Here is an 18,824-nt window from a genome sequence, read left to right as displayed (position 1 = left end):
TCATGCATCGCAACCACGGCGTGGACCTACGCTTTCGTTGGCGGCCCATACCTCGCAGCCTGGAGGAAGAGCAACGCCGGTCTGAAGCAAGACGACAGCGTCGAGCTGGAGCTGCTCCGCTGCCAGCTGGTCCACGTCCAAGGGCGTATCCGCGCCATTGTGGCTCGCGCAGTCTCTCCTCGGTGTCCCCGCACAGCATTGGATTCGGCCGGAGATCGCCCGACCGTGCTGCTCCCGGGCTCGGTGGGTGGGCACCAGCGGAGCGTCGTCACCCCACCTGAGCCGCACCCCACCACCACGAGGCGGGCACCTCCCGACCGTCCTAGCAGCGGGCTTGCATCGCCCCGCCTATCATGCAGATAGGCAAACGACTCCGCGAAGTGAGCGCAGCGGATGGGCAGTGGCGAGGATCTGCAACCTGCTGCCGTCCGGGACCTGCTGGATCAGGTAGTGGCCCGGACGGTGGCTGGCATGGGTGCGTATGCGGGGGCGCTCTTTCTGCTCGAGCCTGGCGGCGAAGTCCTGGTCCTGGATGCGAGCTTCGGGATGCCCACGGGGTTCGTCAGTCTACTGCGACGCATACGGGTGGCTGCCGTACCCGAGGCCCCCCTTGCCGAAGCGATCCTCCAGCGGCATGTGGTGTGGGTCGGTTCCGGCGAAGAGTTCGCCCGCCGCTATCCCCACCTGGCCCTGACCTACCCGTTCGTGGACGCCGTTGCGGCGGCCCCGCTCGTGGCAGGCTCCCGCGTGTGGGGCGCCATGCTGGTGCTGTTCTCTCAGAAATCGCCCGTCCTGGATGCGCACGCACGGGGCCGGTTCACCACCGCAGCCCGCTGCATCGCCGTGCTCCTGCAGGACGCCGCCGAGGCCGGGCACCGCTTGCAGCCCGGGCTCACGGCGCGTCTGCTGCCGCCGACGCCCGCGCATCCCTCGGCACCGGCTCACCCTCAGGCCGCAGCGGACTTCATAGCCGCTGTTCCCGAAGGGGCGTGCCGGCTCGACGTGCGGGGGCGGATCACCTTCGCCGACCACACTGCGGCCGACCTCCTGGGCGAGAGCATCCCGCACCTGGTGGGTGCCCGGGTATGGGAAGCCGTGCCGTGGCTCGCCCACCCGGCCTCCCAGCTTCGGTACCGCGCCGCACTCGCGAGCCAGCTCCCGACGTCCTCCACGGTGAAACAGCCCCGCACCGGCAGAGAACTGGTGCTCCAGCTCTACCCGGACAGCACCGGTGTGAGCCTGCGCATCTCCGCTCCTGTCGGCGCCACCCACAGCCCGGGTGAATTGGCCCTCGGTACCGGGGCGGTGCCCGGCCCCGCCAGCCTGGATGCCTATTACCACATGATGCAGCTCTCCGGCGGCCTGGCCGCCGCGGTTTCCGTCGACGAGGTCGTGGAGCTGGTGGCCGGCCACCTTCTGGTCGCCCTGGAGGCGCATGCCTTCGCATTGCTGGTCGCGGAGGCCGGCCGGGTACGGGTCGTCGGCCACCACGGCTTCAGTCCGGAGCTGGTCGACCTTGTCGACCACGCCCCCCTCGCTTCCGACCTCCCGCTCCCCGGGCTGACCAGCGGCGCACCGCCCTGGGGGCTGACCCAAGGGGTGCCGTCCTTCTTCGCCGACCGGGACGAGCTGCGTGCGGCGTATCCCGAGAGCGCCTCCATCGACGACCGTCTGGGCGCATGGGCATGGCTGCCACTCATGGCCTCCCAGCAGTTCGTCGGCGTCTGCGTGGTCGGCTACCGGCAAGCCCGCTCCTTCACGTTGCAGGAGCGCACCACGCTGACCGCCATCAGTGCCCTGATCTCCCAGGCCCTGGACCGCGCTCGGCAGTACGACGCCAAGCACGAGCTGGCGGAGAGCCTCCAGGCCAGCCTGCTGCCTCGTACGCTGCCGACGATGCATGGCCTGGAGGCGGCCGCCCGCTATCTGCCCGCCAGCCACGGCATGGAGGTGGGTGGCGACTTCTACGACCTCATCCGCCTGTCGGACACCGAGGCAGCCGCCGTCATCGGCGACGTCCAGGGCCACAGTGCCAGCGCCGCCAGCCTCATGGGCGAGGTGCGCACCGCGGTCCACGCCTACGCCGTCGTCGGCGCGACCTCAGGCGAAGTTCTCGCCCGTACCAATCACTTGTTCAACGACCTCGACCCCGGCCTGCTCACCAGCTGCCTGTACGTGCACATCGACCCCGTCCACCACCGCGCCCAGCTCGCCACTGCGGGCCACTGCCCGCCCCTGCTGCGCCACTCCGACCTGCACACCGACATCCTGGAGGTACCGCCAGGCCCTCTGCTGGGCGTCGACCCCAAGGCGGAGTACCCCACAACCGACATCCCTCTGCCTCCCGGCACCCTCCTGGTCCTCTACACCGACGGACTCATCGAAACCCCCGGCACCGACCACGAAACCGCGCTCACCGACCTCGCGACAGTCCTATCCAAAGCCACCGGTCCACTCAACGACATCGCCGACACACTTCTCGCCCACGCCCAACCGTCAGGCGACCGTGCCGACGACACCGCACTCCTGCTGCTGAAGGTCTTTTGAGGATCCTTGAACGATCAGCGCTCTTTGGCTCAGTGAATCAATTGGGGGGACCTTGATGGTGGAGTCATCCCCGTCGTACGGCAGCGACTGCCGTCGTCCAGCATGACCCGTTTCGAGAGAAGCCCCAGGCCGGTGGCGGCTACTCCCGGCCGCCAGTCGGCGTCCGGGTCCCGGCGCATCGGAGCTGCGCGGCCGGTGGCGCGTGGTGCAGCCGATGGGGCGCGTCGGGTCGGCCCTGGACGACGTTGCCGCAGAGTCGGGCCACTCGGGGTCGAGTACTCCACCGGCACACCTTCCCTACCCACACCGAGGCGAGGCGGTGTAGTCCACGTGACCGGCCGACGCTCGCCACCGCTCGGGCGCAGACTGCTGTGGCGGCCTACGCCAGACTCCGGGGCCAGGTCTGCCCAAAGACCAGCCAGAACTGACAGCGCCTACAGCGGGCTCGCTTGCTGTCCAGCCCCCTACGCCCAGCCCCGCACCCAAGGCGGGACGCAGATGATCACGATAATCTGGGCGAGCGACAGTAGCCGCAGATCCTCCCGCCCGCCGACATCCGGCAATGGGTGAAAAGGGGCATGAAAGGAACAACTGTCCGGCGCTGGATTGCCAGAGGACGATGAGCATGCCCATCTCGAATCCTGGCGGTCGGCCGTACGCCTTCGACGGCCGGGCAACCGCCGTACTCGACAGCCGGGGCACAGTGCTGCAGTGGACCGGGGCGGCGGCGGACCTTACGGGGCTCACGGCCAGGGAGGTCTGCGGCCGCCCTGTGCAGGAACTGCTGGCCGACCTCCCGGGCGTCCCGGACACGACCGCAGAGATACTTGCATCCGGCCAGGTACGGCTGCGCCACCGTTCTGGAGTCCTCATCCCTGACACCTTCCGGGCGACGCAGGTCGCAGGGTCCGCCAATATCCTTGTCGTGGCGGCTCCTGCACAGTCCGTGTCCGATCACCATCAGGGTGTAGCACTCCTGCGCGCACTGTCCACCCAGGACCGGATCGGGATCGTCCTGCATGATCTGGACCTGGTCATCGTGGACAGCAACAACCTGTCGCGCGTCTTTGGCTGTCCCCCCTTGCCGCCCGGTGGCCGGCTGCGCGACGTGTTGTCGGACGGGGATGCTGAGGACACCGAGGCGTTCCTGCGTCAGGTCCTCGATACAGGCGCATCGTTGGTCCTCAGAGACCAGCCACTGAGCTGGCAGCACGATCCGGCACGGCAGCGGGTCATGTCACTGTCCGCCTTCCGCCTCGAGGACGAACGGGGGCATCCGACCGGAGTTGCGGCGCTGTACAGCGATACCACTGATCAATGGCGGGCTCGTCGGAACCTGGACCTCGCTCGCAAGACGGCCGAGCGCATCGGGGGGTCCCTCGACGTCGTGCGCACGGCGCAGGACCTGGCGGACGTATTGGTGCCGGCCTTCGGAGACTTCGCCGCGGTCGATCTCGCGGAGGCCGTATTCGACGGTGACGAACCCGCGAAGCGGCTGGGCGGTGGAGATCTTTGTCTACGCAACGCTGCGATGGCACCGGCCGCCGAGGGGTGGCCGGCCGGCATCGAGCGCGGCGACCCTGTTCCACCGTTCCTCGATCACCCCATCCTGCGCATTTTTCAACACGGTGAGACGGTCATCCTCAGCCGCGACGAGTACATCTCTGTGATCGGCGATCCGCAACTGGTCGAGTTCCTCCTGCCGAAGGGCTGTCATTCGGTGATGGTGGCACCGCTGCACGCTCGCGGCCTCACGCTCGGCGATATATCCGTCTGGCGCGTCGGCTCATCCGTGCCCTTCACCGGGGACGAGGCGGATCTCATGGCTCAGATCGCATCGAGGGGCGCACTCGCCATCGACAACGCCCGCCGTTACACACGAGAGCACCGGGCGGCTGTTGCATTGCAGCGACGTCTTCTTCCTCCGGCCACCACCGACGCTCCGGCAGGCGAGACCGCCGGTGTCTACCTGCCCGCGGGCGGCGGAGCGGAGATCGGCGGCGACTGGTTCGACGCCATTGCTTTGCCCTCTCTCCGGCTGGCCCTTGTCGCCGGGGATGTCGTCGGCCACGGCATGCCCGCGAGCGCCACCATGGGACGCCTGCGCGCCGCCATCCAGACGCTCGCGGACCTCGAACTCGAGCCCGACGAGCTGCTCACCCGGATCGCGGACTTGGTCCAGCGCCTTGCGACCGAAGCCCCACCGGCAGAACAGGACACCGTCGGCGCCACGTGCCTGTACGCGGTCTACGACCCAGTCACTCAATGCTGCACCCTGGCCAGCGCCGGGCATCCGCCGCCCGTCCTGGTCCGGCCCGACGGGACCGTCGAGGTGGTTCAGGTCTCCCCGGGACCGCCACTCGCCATCGGCGGCATGCCGTATGAGACCACCACGATCGAACTCGAGCCGGGCAGCGTCCTCGCCCTCTATACCGACGGGCTGGTCGAACGGGAGGGCGACGACATCGGCCAAGGGCTGCGGCACCTGATGGACACTCTCGCCGCGACCTGTCGGCCGGAGCACCCTCTGGACGAAACCGGCGCGGCTCTCTTCGCCAACCTGGCTGACCAGGTGCCGCGCGACGACGCGGCCCTGCTGCTGGCCCGCACCCGCGCCGTCCCGGCGGGGGACACCGCTCAGTGGCAGATCCCGGCCGATCCAGCCGCCGTCTCCGAGGCCCGAGCGTGGACAACCCGCCAACTCACCAGGTGGGGGGCGGACGACCTCCTGTTCACCACCGAACTCATCGTCAGCGAACTGGTGACCAACGCCATCCGCTATGGTCGTCCGCCTGCGGAACTCCGTCTGATTCGCCACGACGTTCTGGTCTGCGAGGTCACCGACTCCAGCCCCACCCAGCCTCGCCTGCGGCGTGCCGCAACCACCGACGAGGGAGGACGCGGCCTGTTCCTCGTCGCCCAGCTCGCCATGCGCTGGGGCTGCCGCTACAGCCCAGGCGGCAAGACGATCTGGGCCGAGCAGCTCATCGAGTATCCACACTGAACTGCGGCCCCCTCGTTGTGCTGCAGGCGGCGACGAGGTGAGCGCGGCTCCTGCGCAGTGAGAGTCGCTGCGCGCCCTTTAACGCAGATTGTTTGCACACAGTCATTGAGCGCGGCTGGGTTGATCTGGCCCATTGAAGTGAACAAAGACCACGCCTGACAGGCGTGCCCACGGCCATCGGCAGCGCCCGTTCTGCCACGGGCCGAGCCTGGCTGAGGTCGTAGCGGCCCCGGTCGGCGGGGCCCTCAGAGTCGAGGAGCACGACGAACTCTGAGTCGCACGGGATCCCCTGCCCGTGGCGGTCGAGCGAGTGTTCCCATGTCGGGCAGGACCATCTCGGAGCAGGCGCCTGATGGTCGCGCAAGGCCCTGGCCGCTCCGGTCCGGGAGTACAGCAGCTCCATCTGCGGTGCGTCACCCCACTGGCCGGGCGTGACCAGGAAGGCCATGGGGCGACACCCGCCTTCGCCAGCGAGGTGGATTTTGCAGGTCAGGCCGCCCCGGGACCGTCCGAGTCCTTCGTCGGAGCGGTGGTGCTGGGGTGTAGTCCTTTTTTCGGGACACGGGGCTTCCTTCTGCGGGCCCCGGCCGCATGCTGATGAGCACGGCAGGACGTCGAGTCGACGCTGACCATGGTCCAGTCGATCCGGCCCGCGAGGTCAGCGTCCGCCTGGACGGCACGCAGAATCCGGTCCCACGTGCCGTCCGCCGACCAGCGCCGGTGCCGTTCAAGACGGTCTTCCAGCTGCCGAAACGCTCCGGAAGATCCCGCCACGGTATGCCCGTTCGCACCCGGAAAAAGATCCCGTTGATCACCTTGCGGTGATCGTTCCAACGTCCTCCTCGAAGCCCGGACGACGGCAGATGCGGCTCCAACCGGACCCACTCGACATGCGTCAAATCACCCCGCCCCATGCCGGGACCAACGACCGAACAATCCAACAGTCACATGATCCGCCGGACATGCCCTAGCCCGCTCCGGCCAGCAGCCGTAGGCGATGGACAGCGCGCCCCTGGTCCGCCATGCTGCCCTGGCGATCACGCGCCGACGGTGGCTGCATTGTGTGAGAGGTGGGGATTGGTGGAGCAATCGCAGGTCGAGGCTATGCCGCCGGAGCGCATCCGCTACCGGTATACGCGTCTCCAACACGTACTGCCTGTTCTGCCCCTCCTTTTCGTCATCTGGGGCACGAAGGTCTGGGATTGGATGACCTGGAAGCCCGCCGGGGCTGAGATAGCCGAGTCGTTTGGCATGTGGGGCGCCATGCTGTTCGTGCTGTTGATCACCGGGCAGTACTTCGGCGTCACTCTCACGGAGTCGACGGCCATCGTGCACAGCCTCCGCCGCCGGACCATCCAGTGGTCGAACGTCCAGGCCATTCGTATCGAACGCTTCCAGGGGGCCCAAATCGTTGTGATCTACGAAGCGGGTGGCCGTCGTACTCGCCTGCGGGCACCAATCACCGGCTTCCTCTGCTGGGATCGCGGGTTCGAGGAGAAGTTCGACACCATCGGCAGGTGGTGGCTGGACCACCGCGGCCCAGATTGGGCGCCTGTCCTGCTTCCGGGGGCGCAGTTGAGCGGCCCACCGGTTCCCGACGGGAACCCTTTCGGCTCCCCCACGTAGTCGGCGCCGGGGCCTCGTAGCGGCGGTATGGCCGTCGCTGACCGATCTGGCTAGAGCTACGAATCAGAAGGTGTCCGTGCCACAGCCGCGCCAGATCGGGCGGGGACTCACGGGAACCACGACCGCTCCACGAAGTGTGGGCCGAAGGCGGACGGGATGGGAGCTGGCGTGAGTGGTGGGTGGGGGCGAGTGGGATCATCGCGTTTGAGGCTGGGGGAGGACATGGCGAACATCAAGGAAGATCGATGGTGGCTGCAGGGTCTCGGGCTCGCGTTCGGAGCGGTCTGGGCCGGCGCCCGCGCGTTGGGTGGAGGCCGACCGCCGTTGCTCCGGTTGGGCCTGGGCATAGGGGCGATCTGCATCCTTGCTGGACTTGCGGGACTCATCATCGACCGCATCCGGGTAACCAGGCGAGGCCGCAGAGATTCCGCGGCTGACACTGCCGTGGGCGAGCCGCAAGAGCCTTGACGCCGGTAGGTTACGGGGGCCAGTCAGACCGCCCCTTGATGTCTGACATCAACGGCTGACACCAACAGTGGCGTACAGCGGCGGTCAGAGCCGTACCCCAGTGAACCGGGCTTTTGCGAGCCAGCTGCGTTGACCGGCCTCACCATCTCATCGTGATCGACCTGATAAGGATGAGGCCGGATGGCAAAGTTCAGCGGCCCACTTCTTCTTCGCGTCCGTCCTGGCCCTGGGGCACCAGGCGGTGCGAGTTCTTGGACTACACGGGCTTCTTGAGCAGCTGCTCGGTGGGCCAGCACAGGATGCGCAAGGCTGAGTTCGTCACCACGAAGTATCCGGGCCTGACCCAGCCCTCCTCTTTGCACAACAAGGCTCGCGAGTCTGCTCGGTAAGCGCGGCGCAGGTACCTCTGGCGGAGGAGTCCTCCGACGAGCAACAGCACCGGTGATGCGGCCAACGCGAGCGCGGTCACACCGAGTCGGGTGACGAGGATCTGAGAAGCTGTTGTCTTTCCGTACGTGATCGGTAGGTTTCCGCTGGTCAGGCATGGTGTCCGGGATCCTGTGGCAGGGATGGCGTGTCGTGTTGTCCCGGCTTGGAAGGGTGCTGCCGATGCCGTCGGTGATGGGGCTGTGGAGGACGAGGAGCGTGCCGCCCGGCAGCGGGTGGAGGTATTGCGCGAGCAGACCGACCGTCTGCTTGCCGAGCTGCATGAGGCGGAGACGGGCCGGCAGGAACTGGTGATCTCGCAGCGGCGGGTCAGTGGGGTGCTGGCCGGGCAATATCCAGCGGAAGGATCGGAGTTGGCTGCGCCTGTGGTCTCCGTCGCTGAGCCGGGGGTGTCCGACCCGGCCGTGGCGGCGGAAGGGAGGTCGGCGAAGCCAGTGGTGGCGGCCCGGCCGGGATCGCCCCACACCAGCCCGGTTCCCAGGTGCCCGAACAGCCCGAGCGCGAGCACGAAATACACCCCGACGCGCGAGGGGAGGCTTCGCAGGCGTCGCTCGCGAGCCCCGGTCTCGTCCAGCACCGCATCCACCAACTCGGGCGGGATGACCTGCGTCAACTCACCGATATGACCGGGCGCGAACACGTCGGTTCCGCCCGTGACAGACTGAGCCACAGGGCCTCTGCTTCCTCAGGAAGATCTTGGTCGATCCCCTGGATAGCAGAGGCCCCTCCTGCATCGCGTCCACCCTTGACACCGCCAACCGGCCCTTAGAAGCCGTTGTTGAACCGGATGTGAGCGTTGAGTTCCTGCTGGTCAGGCATGGTTTTGGTCGGGGTGAGGGATGGTCTCGACGTTCTGTTTCCGCTTGATCGTCGAGGGGTGCGCGGTGGCGTCGATGCTGGGGTTGTTGGAGGCGCGGAAACGGCTGCCCGCGAGCGGGTGGAGGACCTGCGGGAGGAGGCGGCCCGTGCGGCCGCGGCGCTGGAGGCCGCCGAGATCGAGTTGGACCGGCGGGTGATCGCGCGCGAGGAGCTCGTCGACGCTCTGGCCGCATCTGCCGAAGAGACCACCGTCGTGACGGAGGTCGAGGGCGAGGAAGTGTCCGCTCCTGTGCCGGGGTCCGCGTCAGTGCCGAGAGCGGTCGTGCCGCCCTGGCGGGAGGGGTTGTCGGTGTCGGTGCTTTCGCTGGACAACCAGCGGATCCTGAACGTGCTTCAGGACCGGCCGGGTCACGAGCCGGTGCGGGCCAAGGACATCGCGGCGGCACTGGGTATCGACAACACGGTCGCGGCGAAGGTCGAAGGGGTGCGGTCGAAGGCCAAGCGCCTGGCCGAGCGCGGGTGGTTGCTCCAGGAGGCGTCGGGGGCGTTCAGTGCCGGCCGTCGGCTCGTGGCCGGGCCAGTCGGCGGCTCATCCGCGTGATCATCGAGAACAGGATCATCGCCTCGCTGGTCGCGGTCAGTGTCTCGTAGTCCCGGCACAGACGCCGCGACTGCATCAGCCAGCTCAGAGTGCGCTCCACCACCCACCGTCTCGGCAGTACCACGAACCCCTCCATGTCGTCGGTGCGCTTGACGACTTCAAGGGCGAAGGCGAGTTTCTGCCGGCACCAGTCGACGAGACCGCCGGTGTAGCCGCCATCGGCCCAGACCAGGCACATGTCCCGGTGCAGCCGGCGTAGCCGCTGCAGCAGGGGCACGGCCGCTTCGCGGTCGCCCACGTTCGCGGCGGTGACCGCGACGACCAGGAGCAGGCCGAGGCAGTCTGTGATGATGTGCCGCTTGCGGCCGTTGATCTGCTTGCCGCCGTCGTAGCCGCGTGAGTCGGCGGGCACCGTCGCGGCGGCCTTCACCGACTGCGCGTCGATGATCCCGGCCGTCGGTTCCACCGCGCGGCCCTCGCGCTCGCGAATCCGCCCGCGTAGCCGGTCGTGGAACTCGGTGATCAGTCCGGCTGCCGCCAGCGGCGGAAGAAGGCGTAGACGCGGTCCCAGTCGGGGAAGTCCGCGGGCATCGACCGCCAGGAGATCCCGCCCGCGACCAGGTAGCGGATCGCATCCAGCATCTGACGGTGGCAGTACCCTTCGGGCTGCCCGCCGCGGCCCTCCAGCCAGGCAGGGGTGGGCAACAACGGCCGTACCGCCGTCCATTCCTCGTCGCTCATGTCCGAGGGATACCGGCGCACCCGGTCCGGGTGATCGGCCGCATTGCCGTACACGTGCGCGAGGCAATCGCACGACACGCCGGGCGAGTTGAAGTCCACGGGCGCAGGCGCGTACACATGTGACAACGGGGCCTCCTTGGGCCGCTCGGTTAGGTTCGCACCCCCGAGCTACCAAGAGGCCCCGCCTTCATGCCCGCACCACCACACGATCACCCGACCAGGAACCTTGTTCGACCTGCACGTTCCATGATCGGTACGACAACGGCTTCTCAGGCTCCGGTGGGTCTTGGCGCCGGGTGAGGCCGTGATGGAGGCGAAAGCCCAGAGATAGCCAGCGTGGTTGAGACGGCTCGTTCTTGACCCAGCGGCGGATGATGGCCGACTTGCCAGAGGCCCTGGTGATGGGCGAGGAGCCGGCGTATGCCTTGAGCCGCGAGCGTCGGCGAACCGTGCCCAGGCAGCGTCTCCGCTCGGTGTTGACGAGCCGTCATAAAAATTTCAGCGTTCATGGTCTACACGCATAGACCACCACGGGGCCATTATGTGTGCGACCCGCCACCTCAACTCCTCACCCTGGGAGCCAACACCCATGCGTACCAAGGCTCGTCGGAGCATCCTCACCACCCTCGTAGCAGCCGCCGTCACCGCCCTCTCCTTCTTCGGCACCACACCCGCCCAGGCCGCCCTGCCCACGCCTGTCAGCGCCGCCACCGCCCGCTCCTACCTGGCGTCGATGCCCGCCACCGCCGAGTCGCACGGCTCGACGTACGACCGTGCGTTGTTCCCGCACTGGATCACCATCTCCGGCACCTGCGACACCCGCGAGACCGTCCTCAAGCGCGACGGCTCCGGCGTCGTCACCGACTCGTCCTGCGCCGCGACGTCGGGCAGCTGGTACTCGCCGTACGACGGCGCGACCTGGTACGCCGCGTCCGACCTCGACATCGACCACATGGTCCCGCTCTCCGAGGCGTGGGCGTCCGGCGCGTGGGCGTGGAGCACTTCCCAGCGTCAGGCCTTCGCCAACGACCTGACTCGCCCTCAGCTCATCGCGGTCACGGACAACGTCAATCAGTCCAAGGGTGACCAGGACCCGGGCACCTGGTGGCCGTCCGTCACCAGCTACAAGTGCACCTACGCGCGCGCCTGGGTGCAGGTGAAGTACTACTACGGCCTGACCGTCGACAGCACGGAGAAGAGCGCGCTGTCGTCGGTGCTGAACGGCTGCTGACCGGCCGACTCGCAGTTCACGGGTTCTGCTGACAGAAAGTCTCACAAGGTCGCATACTGGCGGCCGGTCCGTCCGTTCCCGGCTCACGCGGTGCACACACGGCCCCGTCGCGCTCTTCCCCTGAAGCGCGGCGGGGCCGCCGCACGCCCGCGCTCGCCCCTCTTCTGATGGTTTGTGAGCATTTGGAAAATCGAAGGCGTTCGACCTCGACAACCGATACGTCCACCATGTCCAGGTCGCCGGCGCGCGCTGGAGGGTGGAGGACATCATCGAACCGGCGGCCGGGATCGGCCACCGCCCAACGGTGAAGCTTGGTCTGCATCTCCAGTACCCGGACCCGAGAGCCCGGAGCTCCGCCATTCGGCGGGGCGTCTTCCGGCATTGCAGCATCCTTCCCTTCTCGATACCGCTGCCGCCCTTCCCCATGTGGCCGACTCTCCCGGCCTCGGAGTACTACGGCGGCTCCGCCCCGTCCCGAACCGATCGGTGGTCGATGCGCCCAGCCCCACAGCCTGTTGGAGACAGGTAGCGGGGCGAGGTTCGGGACGGTTCCCGTGTTCACTGTGGTTCGCTCGATGAAGGAGGAGCCCGACTGTGTCCCTGCGGTATCGCCACGAGTACGCCGCATGCATTCCTCGTGGCCTCCCGGCCAGCTTTCGTAGACCGGCTCAGGAGTTGTCAGACCACCCGAAAGGATGACCCGAGTACGCACCGCTTCCGGCCCAGATCCGCCAGGTTCGAGCCGGAGGCACTTTAAGAGACGTAAAACGCCGGTTCCTCGCGTACTCCTCTCCATCACGCTTGCCGGACCCGCCCCATCTGGCAGTACTGGACACGTCCCGGCGTTGTCAGGGCCGCTCTCACCCTCCCCGGCATCACCCGGGTCAGGCTGCCCTCAGCTTCAACCCCACTGCTGCGACGGCGGGTTAGTGCAGGTCTCCCACCTCCACACGAACCAACAGCGCCTCACGGCGCAAACGGAATGTGTGCCAGAACCCTTTGAGATGAACGAAGCCACCCGCCCCAGCGTCTTGTACGGACTGGACCCGCAGCTCAGCCTGAACCAGTAGCCTGTGATCAGCGGCCACGAACGGCCCGCGCAGACGGCTAAAGAGGCCCTACCCCGGCGGGGTAGGGCCTCTTTGCTGCGCAAGGGCGATGCGTTGGAGACTTTTTCTGCCCGGTGCTGAGCTGGGAGCCTGTCCCGCTGGGGGCCAACCGGGCGCGCCGGCGGGGGACATGGGGTCCGAATGGGGGCCGGAAGGGTAGTGAAACCCCGTGAATGATCTTCTCGCCTTGTGCGGGCACATGCCATCTGACCAGGAAGAACGGCGAAGATGGTGAAGGTCGAGGAAAGGCAGGGGGCCTCTCTGGCGAGCCGCTGATGCGCCGGGCCCGAGGAGCGGCCCTGCCGATCGTGCACCCGGACCTCGTCGAGTGCTACCTCGCCCACCGGGCCGCTCAAGGCATGAACACCGACCACAAGGTCCGCTGGGGCGCCCGCGCCTTGCTTGCCGCAGTGCCCGACCTGGGGGACTTCTGCCGCCTGCCGCTGAAGCGCCAGCTCGCGTTCAACCACGAGACGCACCGATTCATCAGCTGGCTCGCGGTCACCGGACGCCTGCAGCCGGGCGCAGACTACCTGGTCGCCCGACGCCCGCGGCTGGGCATCGTGCTGGCCAGGACGGAGCCGGAACTGCACCTGCGGTTCATGGAAACCGCCAGGTCGCTCGGCTTTCGCGACGCGCTGGCCATGACCCAGTTCAACCTACTGGGCCACTTCGTCGCACTGTTCGGCAAGCGGCCAGGCGAACTGCAGCAGAGCGACTGAGACGAGGGACGCCACATCCTCCTGGAGGCGGCCCGACGCATCCCCAACCGGGGTGTCAAGGCACTATCGACTGCCCTGTTCAACCTTGAGGCGACACTCTTCCACTGTGAGTTGACCGACCAGCTCCCGCGCCGCCGCTCCCCGGACCGGGCCGACATGCGGGACCAGGAGTGGGCCAGAGTCCCGGCTGCGATGGCGGACACGATGCGGCACTACCTGCAGCAGATCGCAGGGACATTGCGGCCGGGCACCGTGAAGAACGCCGAGCTGACGCTGCGGGAGTTCGCCCTACTGGTCGCCTCTGAAGATCCCACCGTGACCTTTGTCGCGGACCTCAGGCGGCGGCACGTCGAACGCTATCGGCAGCCGGCGTCCCGTGGACCAAGCGTGACTACAAGCCCGGGGACGCCTTCGCAGCAGGCGACGATGTCAACCGCCTGCTCTCCGCGGCCAACTCAGCCCTCTACGGCATCTGCCACGCCGTCATTACCGGCATCGGCACCAGTCCTGCCCTCGGCTTCGTCCACACCGGATCCGCCCTCTCGTTCGTCCTGGACATCGCCGACCTCTACAAGGCGGAGTTCACCATTCCCCTCGCATTCGACCTAGGACCTGTCTGATAATTGATCTTGTGGTGGGTCGCGGCGAACTGACGGATGCGGCGTGGGAGCGGATAGCGCCGCTGCTACCAGGTGTTGACGGGCGGGGTCGTCCGTGGCGGGATCACCGACAGGTGATCAACGGGGTGCTGTGGCGATTGCGCACGGGTGCTCCGTGGCGTGACCTGCCAGAACGCTTCGGGCCGTGGCAGACGATCTATGAGCGGTTCGCCCGCTGGGAGGCGGACGGGACCTGGGCCCGTCTACTCGAGAAGGTCCAGGTCCACGACGACTCGGTCGGAGCGGTGGAGTGGACGGTGTCGGTCGACTCCACGATCAACCGTGCTCACCAGCACGCCGCCGGCGCCCGCAAAAAGGGGCACCGGCGGGGGACGAACTGGAAGATCCGGCACGCGCGGCGGCTGACCAGGCGCTCGGCCGGTCCCGCGGCGGGCTGACCACCAAGGTTCACCTGGCCTGCGACGGCCGGGGCCTGCCTCTGGCCATCCTAGTCACGCCGGGCAACGTCAACGACTCCACCGCCTTCGATGCAGTCCTGGACACACTGCGAGTACCCAGGACCGGCGTCGGGCGGCCGCGCCGCAGGCCCGACGCGGTCATCGCCGACAAGGCGTACTCGTCACGGGCGATCCGCCAGACCCTGCGGCGCCGGGGCATCCGGGCGGTAATTCCGGAGAGGGCCGACCAGAAGGCCAACCGCGTACGGCGCGGCCGGGCCGGCGGCAGGCCGCCAGCCTTCGACCACGAGCTCTACAAAGCCCGCAACGTCGTCGAACGCTGCTTCAGCCGGCTCAAGCAGTTCCGCGCCATCGCGACACGGTTCGACAAACTCGCCGCCCGATACCGGGCCGGACTCCACCTCGCAGCGCTCGTTCTCTGGCTCCGCGAACCAGCAAGATGATCATTACCAGCGGACTGCACTCAGCCCGTTGCCGAGGTCCGTCACCTCTGCTCCAGCCAGAACAGCCGGGACGGCGCTGAGCCGGTCCGTCCGGAACTGCGCTCGGGCCGGGCGCGGGCCCATCGGCAGCCGGCCATACAGGACCAGCGCGTCATCGTCCTCGTCCGCTGTTTCGCCGCCCAGATCGACGAGCAGCGCGACAGTCCTGTCCAACTCCCGCTGGATCAGCCGCTGAACCGCATCGGTGGCCTGCTCACGCTCATTCTCGGTCAACCCGCCGAGTACGAAGGTGAGGACCTGGGTGTCCGGCGCCACGTACCTGACATCGCACACCACGTCCGTGTCAGCCGACAGCCAGAACTGCATGCAGAGCGGCCCGACTGACAGGCCAACAAGCTCCAGGATGCGCCCGACTGGCAGCTTCACCTGTTCCCCCACGACGTCCAACAGCATCCCGCAGCCCAGCGTCGGGTGCTCGACGGCCAGCCCGGACTGGGCCAAGTGGTCGGTGACCGAGCGGAACTCGGACTCGTCCATCCGGCCCTCGCGGTACCAGGACAGATAGGTCTCCAACACCGCTGACACTCCTCGTTGTCATTGCCCGACATGGGGGAGATGGGACGCTCACTGACGGTGTCCACCCCCTTCCACAAGCATCCGGCATTCTGAGCCCACGGGTGATCATTTATCAGACAAGACCTAGCCGCCAAGGGCCTCACCACCGAACGAGACGCCCGCACAGCCCTCCGTGACACCGTCGTCCAGCACAAACTTCTCCCACACATCGTCACCGACATCAAAAGGCTCCTGGTCCCCGACGGAGCAAGCTTCCCCGAGGAGGACGTCCACGGCCTCTGGGACGAGGGCAACACCACCGTCACCGGCGGCCGCAACTGGGCCGATCCCTTCGCCCCGGAAGCCCACCTGGACGTCATACCAACACAACCGGGCGAGGTACGCGATACCCGGCCAGAGGAAAGCGGATGAGCACGGGAACGACCGTCGTCATCCTGATCTCCGCACCACCTGGCCTGCGCGGCCACCTCACCCGATGGTTCGTCGAAGCCGCCCCCGGCATCTACGTCGGAACCCCCAACACCCGCATCCGCGACCGCCTCTGGACCCTCCTCGCCGAACGCATCCGCAACGGGCAAGCCATCATGATCGAGCCGGCCCCGACCGAGCAGGGCTGGTCCGTACGAACCGCCGGCCAAGACCGCTGGACCCCAGCCGACTTCGACGGCCTCACCCTTATGGCCCGCCCACGCCCCGCCGTAAGCCAGCCGTGGCGCGCCGAAACCAAGTGAATGAAAACCGCCCACCCGCCTGACAAAACCGCAGCTCAACAAGCGTCGTCCCCGCGCCCGCGGGGGTTGCTCCCACCACCGGAACCACCCGGAACCACCGGGGTGGTCGTCCCCGCGCCCGCGGGGGTTGCTCCGCCACCCGGGTCGATGTCCCGCCTAGGGAGCGGTCGTCCCCGCGCCTGCGGGGGTTGCTCGGCAATGACTGCGACCCGCGCCGAATGGAGCGCGTCGTCCCCGCGCCCGCGGGGGTTGCTCGTGTCTCGTGCGAGACAGTTCTACGCTTCGGTCGTCGTCCCCGCGCCCGCGGGGGTTGCTCCCGCACCCGGGCCGCGACCCTTGGCCTACTCGCGTCGTCCCCGCGCCCGCGGGGGTTGCCCGCCGTCCAGGGGGCCGACGGCCGGGGCGTCGAGGTCGTCAGTACGTCGAGGACTGGGACGCGTTCGACAAGCTGGACAGACCGGTCGTGACCCTCTTCGGGTTCCTTCGGTGCTGTCCCTGTCGCCATCGTCCCTCCTCACAGACTCACCCGGCTCACGTCAGCGTCCCTTCGGACCCGGAAACCTCAGGCCCGTCCGGTCCGGCGAGTGTTCATCCCGAAGGCAGGGGGACGCAAACGGCGCCCACTAGGAATTCCCGTGATCATCGATAGGGCTCATCAGGCCCGCGCGTCGGCCGCCAGGTCACCGTCCCTCGATGCCGTGAAGATGCGCTGACGCAGGCGGCGTGTTGCTCAGGCTCCGGAGCATCAGTTTCTGCAGGTTCCTGACTTTTCCGCGCCGTGCCCGTACTCACCGACGCCCTCAACCGGTAGTCGACCACTGTTACTCGTTCCTCTCTGGTGTGCCGATCAATTCGTCCGCAGCCGCGATCAAGGCCCCGACTACCTCGGCCTGCGCGTGGCCCGGGGTGACGTCAGGCGCAGGCCAGCCGTGCTGCGGAGGGTCCGGCCCGGGAGGAAAATCAATGTAGGTGGCGGTCCTGATGTCTCCTGGAGGCGGCGTGGATCGCCACCAACAGACGGGGATCACGGACCTCGCCGTACCGCCGGATGGCCTACGTGGGGTTTGAGGGCGGGGAATGTGGGCTGGTTGGGTAGAGGAGTCGTCCGGTCCGCGGAACCCCCACCCCGGCCGCGGCCGGACGGCGAATCCGCCCCCACACTCGGGAGGGGGCGGACTTAAGCTCGGCTCGAACCCGCCCCCCTGCACTGCGCCCCCTAACCACGGCCATGGGCAGTGCAGGGGGGTACGTCAAGCTTGAACTGTCGTGGCGACGACGCTCATGCAGCTGCGGCAGTAGTCCTCTCGGGCGCACATGCCCTCTGGGGTCGGCGTTGCTTTGCTCCTGAAGATCCGAGCGCACAGGGCATCGCCGTTGCGGTCGACGACATGCCACAGGAGTCCGGTGTCATTCTCCGTTGCTACGTGTTCGGCGCACATGTTGTACATCGGCTACCTCCCACTCGAACGCCATTGCGGTCCAGCTCAATGAGAAGGCCACGTCATTTAAGGGGGCGACCCAAACGCTCCAATCGGGTGAATCGCGAGGTCGAGGAGGTCCGGGCCCTCCTCTGCGAGGCGACTTCACCCCAGCGGCCGCTCCTCTGTCTTCGCCTCCGCCGAACCGTCGGCGGTCATGAACCACCACGCCCCCTGTCTGGCCTACGGGCCGGGCAGGGGGGCGGTCTTGTCATGCTGCTGCATACCTATGCGGTCGGCCGCCGCGCCATTCGATCCAGTGCGGGTCATCGAGGCAATGCTCGGCGTCGTAGACGCCCGCCCGCCGGAGCAGTTCGACCAGGTCGTGGTCGTCGAAGACGAGACCGACGAGCTCATTGTTGATCGTGACCGCTCGACCACTGTTAAGGGAGAGGCCGTGGACAACTATCGGGGCAGTCATCCCTCCAGAGTGGCCCTGGGCGACGGCGGGCGCATCCGGCTTGCCCAGGTGCGGGCGGTCCGGTCCGGCGTGAGGATCGGAGTGCGGGCGACGGTCCGACAGTGAGGGTCCTGGGAGGTATGGATGCCGTCGACGATCTGGAGCGGGGCCATTAGTTTTGGCTTGGTCACTTCTCTGAACCAGTCCCACCTGGTGGGCGCTGGCGCTCGGAGGACAACGGCCTAGCTGCTGAACGCCCGGCAGGCGCTGCGCAAGGCAGGGCGGTGCGGGCCCCGACCGCCCGCCGGGCGTTGCTCGAACGGACCGCACGAGATGCTGACGCTGCTGGAGGAGGAGCTAATGCGACGGCTGTGCGAGACCGTCGGCCTGGGGCTGGTCCGCCATACGAGCAGCGTCATCGCGGCGACCAGCGGGGCGGTGGCGATCGGCGACCTGAGCGTGGCAGCCGGTGTCAGCAGCACTCATCTGGCACAGCGGTTCAAGGAGCTCATCGGCGTCACGCCGAAGCGGCCGGCCCGCACCTACCGCTTCGCCGCCACCGTGTTCGCGATCAACCCCGCCGGACCGGTCGACTGGGGCGACCTCGCCGGTGGCGCAGGCTACTTCGACCAGGCCCACTTCGGCCACGAGTTCCGGGCGTTCACCGGGCTCCGTGTCACGACGGCCATGCCGATGGCGCCCAGAAAGTAGCTCTCAGCGGGAGTGAGCGCGGGGCCCTTTGTCAGCGACGGCCCCGCACTGTGACAGGCGGACATCGGCGCGTCATGGGGCGGCGGGGCACT

At 67.8% G+C, this 18,824-nt stretch carries 13 protein-coding genes, 4 pseudogenes and 1 CRISPR repeat array; of the genes and pseudogenes, 10 read left to right on the top strand and 7 right to left on the bottom strand.

The window, feature by feature from the left end; translation table 11 throughout:
- Positions 1 to 393: 393 nt before the first annotated feature.
- Both OHA03_RS45845 and OHA03_RS45840 read left to right on the top strand, forming a co-directional pair.
- Complete coding sequence (locus OHA03_RS45845) at positions 394 to 2,547, top strand: SpoIIE family protein phosphatase (protein WP_323181419.1); 2,154 nt, start codon at positions 394 to 396, stop codon at positions 2,545 to 2,547.
- Between the two features lie 625 nt (positions 2,548 to 3,172).
- Positions 3,173 to 5,551: a SpoIIE family protein phosphatase gene (locus tag OHA03_RS45840; RefSeq protein ID WP_267009870.1), complete on the top strand. Its 2,379-nt coding sequence runs from the start codon at positions 3,173 to 3,175 to the stop codon at positions 5,549 to 5,551.
- A 400-nt stretch (positions 5,552 to 5,951) separates the two neighbouring features.
- Here OHA03_RS45840 and OHA03_RS45835 read toward each other — a convergent pair.
- A pseudogene (locus OHA03_RS45835) lies at positions 5,952 to 6,465 on the bottom strand (IS5 family transposase); the annotation flags it as partial.
- Between the two features lie 166 nt (positions 6,466 to 6,631).
- Between OHA03_RS45835 and OHA03_RS45830 the strand changes: the two are divergent.
- Positions 6,632 to 7,177: a hypothetical protein gene (locus OHA03_RS45830; protein ID WP_267009869.1), complete on the top strand. Its 546-nt coding sequence runs from the start codon at positions 6,632 to 6,634 to the stop codon at positions 7,175 to 7,177.
- 1,375 nt (positions 7,178 to 8,552) lie between these two features.
- On the opposite strand, the pseudogene OHA03_RS45825 reads toward OHA03_RS45830, so the two are convergent.
- Positions 8,553 to 8,762: pseudogene (locus OHA03_RS45825) on the bottom strand (transposase domain-containing protein); the annotation flags it as partial.
- 207 nt (positions 8,763 to 8,969) lie between these two features.
- Between OHA03_RS45825 and OHA03_RS45820 the strand changes: the two are divergent.
- A complete protein-coding gene (locus OHA03_RS45820) occupies positions 8,970 to 9,512 on the top strand; it encodes a hypothetical protein (RefSeq protein ID WP_267009868.1) in 543 nt (180 codons plus the stop codon).
- Here the strand turns inward: OHA03_RS45820 and OHA03_RS45815 are convergent.
- The 3 genes and pseudogenes from OHA03_RS45815 to OHA03_RS45805 form a co-directional block, all read right to left on the bottom strand.
- Positions 9,460 to 10,002 carry a transposase gene (locus OHA03_RS45815; protein ID WP_267008271.1) on the bottom strand — a complete coding sequence of 181 codons (543 nt, stop codon included), beginning with the start codon at positions 10,000 to 10,002 and terminating at the stop codon, positions 9,460 to 9,462. The two genes, OHA03_RS45820 and OHA03_RS45815, sit on opposite strands and share 53 nt — an antisense overlap.
- A 32-nt stretch (positions 10,003 to 10,034) precedes the next feature.
- Positions 10,035 to 10,370 carry a transposase gene (locus tag OHA03_RS45810; protein WP_267008270.1) on the bottom strand — a complete coding sequence of 112 codons (336 nt, stop codon included), beginning with the start codon at positions 10,368 to 10,370 and terminating at the stop codon, positions 10,035 to 10,037.
- Between the two features lie 171 nt (positions 10,371 to 10,541).
- A pseudogene (locus OHA03_RS45805) lies at positions 10,542 to 10,703 on the bottom strand (transposase); the annotation flags it as partial.
- 139 nt (positions 10,704 to 10,842) lie between these two features.
- Here OHA03_RS45805 and OHA03_RS45800 point away from each other — a divergent pair.
- The 4 genes and pseudogenes from OHA03_RS45800 (at position 10,843) to OHA03_RS45785 (ending at position 14,836) form a co-directional block, all read left to right on the top strand.
- Positions 10,843 to 11,484: an HNH endonuclease family protein gene (locus OHA03_RS45800; protein WP_267009867.1), complete on the top strand. Its 642-nt coding sequence runs from the start codon at positions 10,843 to 10,845 to the stop codon at positions 11,482 to 11,484.
- A gap of 1,468 nt (positions 11,485 to 12,952) precedes the next feature.
- Positions 12,953 to 13,315, top strand: coding sequence for a hypothetical protein (locus OHA03_RS45795; protein WP_267009866.1), 363 nt, complete (start codon positions 12,953 to 12,955; stop codon positions 13,313 to 13,315).
- A gap of 368 nt (positions 13,316 to 13,683) precedes the next feature.
- Positions 13,684 to 13,923: pseudogene (locus OHA03_RS45790) on the top strand (CRISPR-associated endonuclease Cas1); the annotation flags it as partial.
- 26 nt (positions 13,924 to 13,949) lie between these two features.
- Positions 13,950 to 14,836, top strand: a protein-coding gene (locus OHA03_RS45785) for an IS5 family transposase (protein ID WP_267009959.1) whose coding sequence is annotated in 2 segments (ribosomal slippage) — positions 13,950 to 14,295 and positions 14,295 to 14,836 — 888 coding nt in all. Because the reading frame shifts where the segments join, the coding sequence is not laid out codon by codon here.
- Between the two features lie 3 nt (positions 14,837 to 14,839).
- Here OHA03_RS45785 and OHA03_RS45780 read toward each other — a convergent pair.
- Complete coding sequence (locus OHA03_RS45780; protein ID WP_267009865.1) at positions 14,840 to 15,412, bottom strand: hypothetical protein; 573 nt, start codon at positions 15,410 to 15,412, stop codon at positions 14,840 to 14,842.
- A 407-nt stretch (positions 15,413 to 15,819) separates the two neighbouring features.
- Here OHA03_RS45780 and cas2e point away from each other — a divergent pair, with 407 nt between their 5' ends.
- Positions 15,820 to 16,143 carry a type I-E CRISPR-associated endoribonuclease Cas2e gene (gene cas2e / locus OHA03_RS45775; RefSeq protein ID WP_267009864.1) on the top strand — a complete coding sequence of 108 codons (324 nt, stop codon included), beginning with the start codon at positions 15,820 to 15,822 and terminating at the stop codon, positions 16,141 to 16,143.
- A 44-nt stretch (positions 16,144 to 16,187) separates the two neighbouring features.
- Positions 16,188 to 16,520: a CRISPR direct-repeat array (repeat unit 28 nt; unit sequence GTCGTCCCCGCGCCCGCGGGGGTTGCTC).
- A gap of 1,312 nt (positions 16,521 to 17,832) precedes the next feature.
- Here the strand turns inward: cas2e and OHA03_RS45770 are convergent.
- Positions 17,833 to 18,042 carry a hypothetical protein gene (locus tag OHA03_RS45770; RefSeq protein WP_267009863.1) on the bottom strand — a complete coding sequence of 70 codons (210 nt, stop codon included), beginning with the start codon at positions 18,040 to 18,042 and terminating at the stop codon, positions 17,833 to 17,835.
- Positions 18,043 to 18,354: 312 nt separating this feature from the next.
- Here OHA03_RS45770 and OHA03_RS45765 point away from each other — a divergent pair, with 312 nt between their 5' ends.
- Positions 18,355 to 18,732, top strand: coding sequence for a helix-turn-helix domain-containing protein (locus tag OHA03_RS45765; RefSeq protein ID WP_267009862.1), 378 nt, complete (start codon positions 18,355 to 18,357; stop codon positions 18,730 to 18,732).
- The last annotated feature ends 92 nt before the right edge of the window (positions 18,733 to 18,824 follow it).

Source organism: Streptomyces sp. NBC_00154 (assembly GCF_026342835.1).
In the GTDB taxonomy this organism is placed as follows: domain Bacteria; phylum Actinomycetota; class Actinomycetes; order Streptomycetales; family Streptomycetaceae; genus Streptomyces.
Note: the sequence above shows the minus strand (reverse complement) of the source record. Positions and strands in the feature narration are given on the sequence as shown.

Bases quoted from the DNA above. Each gene is read 5' to 3' on its own strand.
- OHA03_RS45845 (WP_323181419.1), top strand. From the start codon at position 394: ATGGGCAGTGGCGAGGATCTGCAACCTGCTGCCGTCCGGGACCTGCTG.
- OHA03_RS45840 (WP_267009870.1), top strand. From the start codon at position 3,173: ATGCCCATCTCGAATCCTGGCGGTCGGCCGTACGCCTTCGACGGCCGG.
- OHA03_RS45800 (WP_267009867.1), top strand. From the start codon at position 10,843: ATGCGTACCAAGGCTCGTCGGAGCATCCTCACCACCCTCGTAGCAGCC.
- OHA03_RS45795 (WP_267009866.1), top strand. From the start codon at position 12,953: ATGAACACCGACCACAAGGTCCGCTGGGGCGCCCGCGCCTTGCTTGCC.
- cas2e (WP_267009864.1), top strand. From the start codon at position 15,820: ATGAGCACGGGAACGACCGTCGTCATCCTGATCTCCGCACCACCTGGC.
- OHA03_RS45770 (WP_267009863.1), bottom strand. From the start codon at position 18,042: ATGACTGCCCCGATAGTTGTCCACGGCCTCTCCCTTAACAGTGGTCGA.
- OHA03_RS45765 (WP_267009862.1), top strand. From the start codon at position 18,355: ATGCTGACGCTGCTGGAGGAGGAGCTAATGCGACGGCTGTGCGAGACC.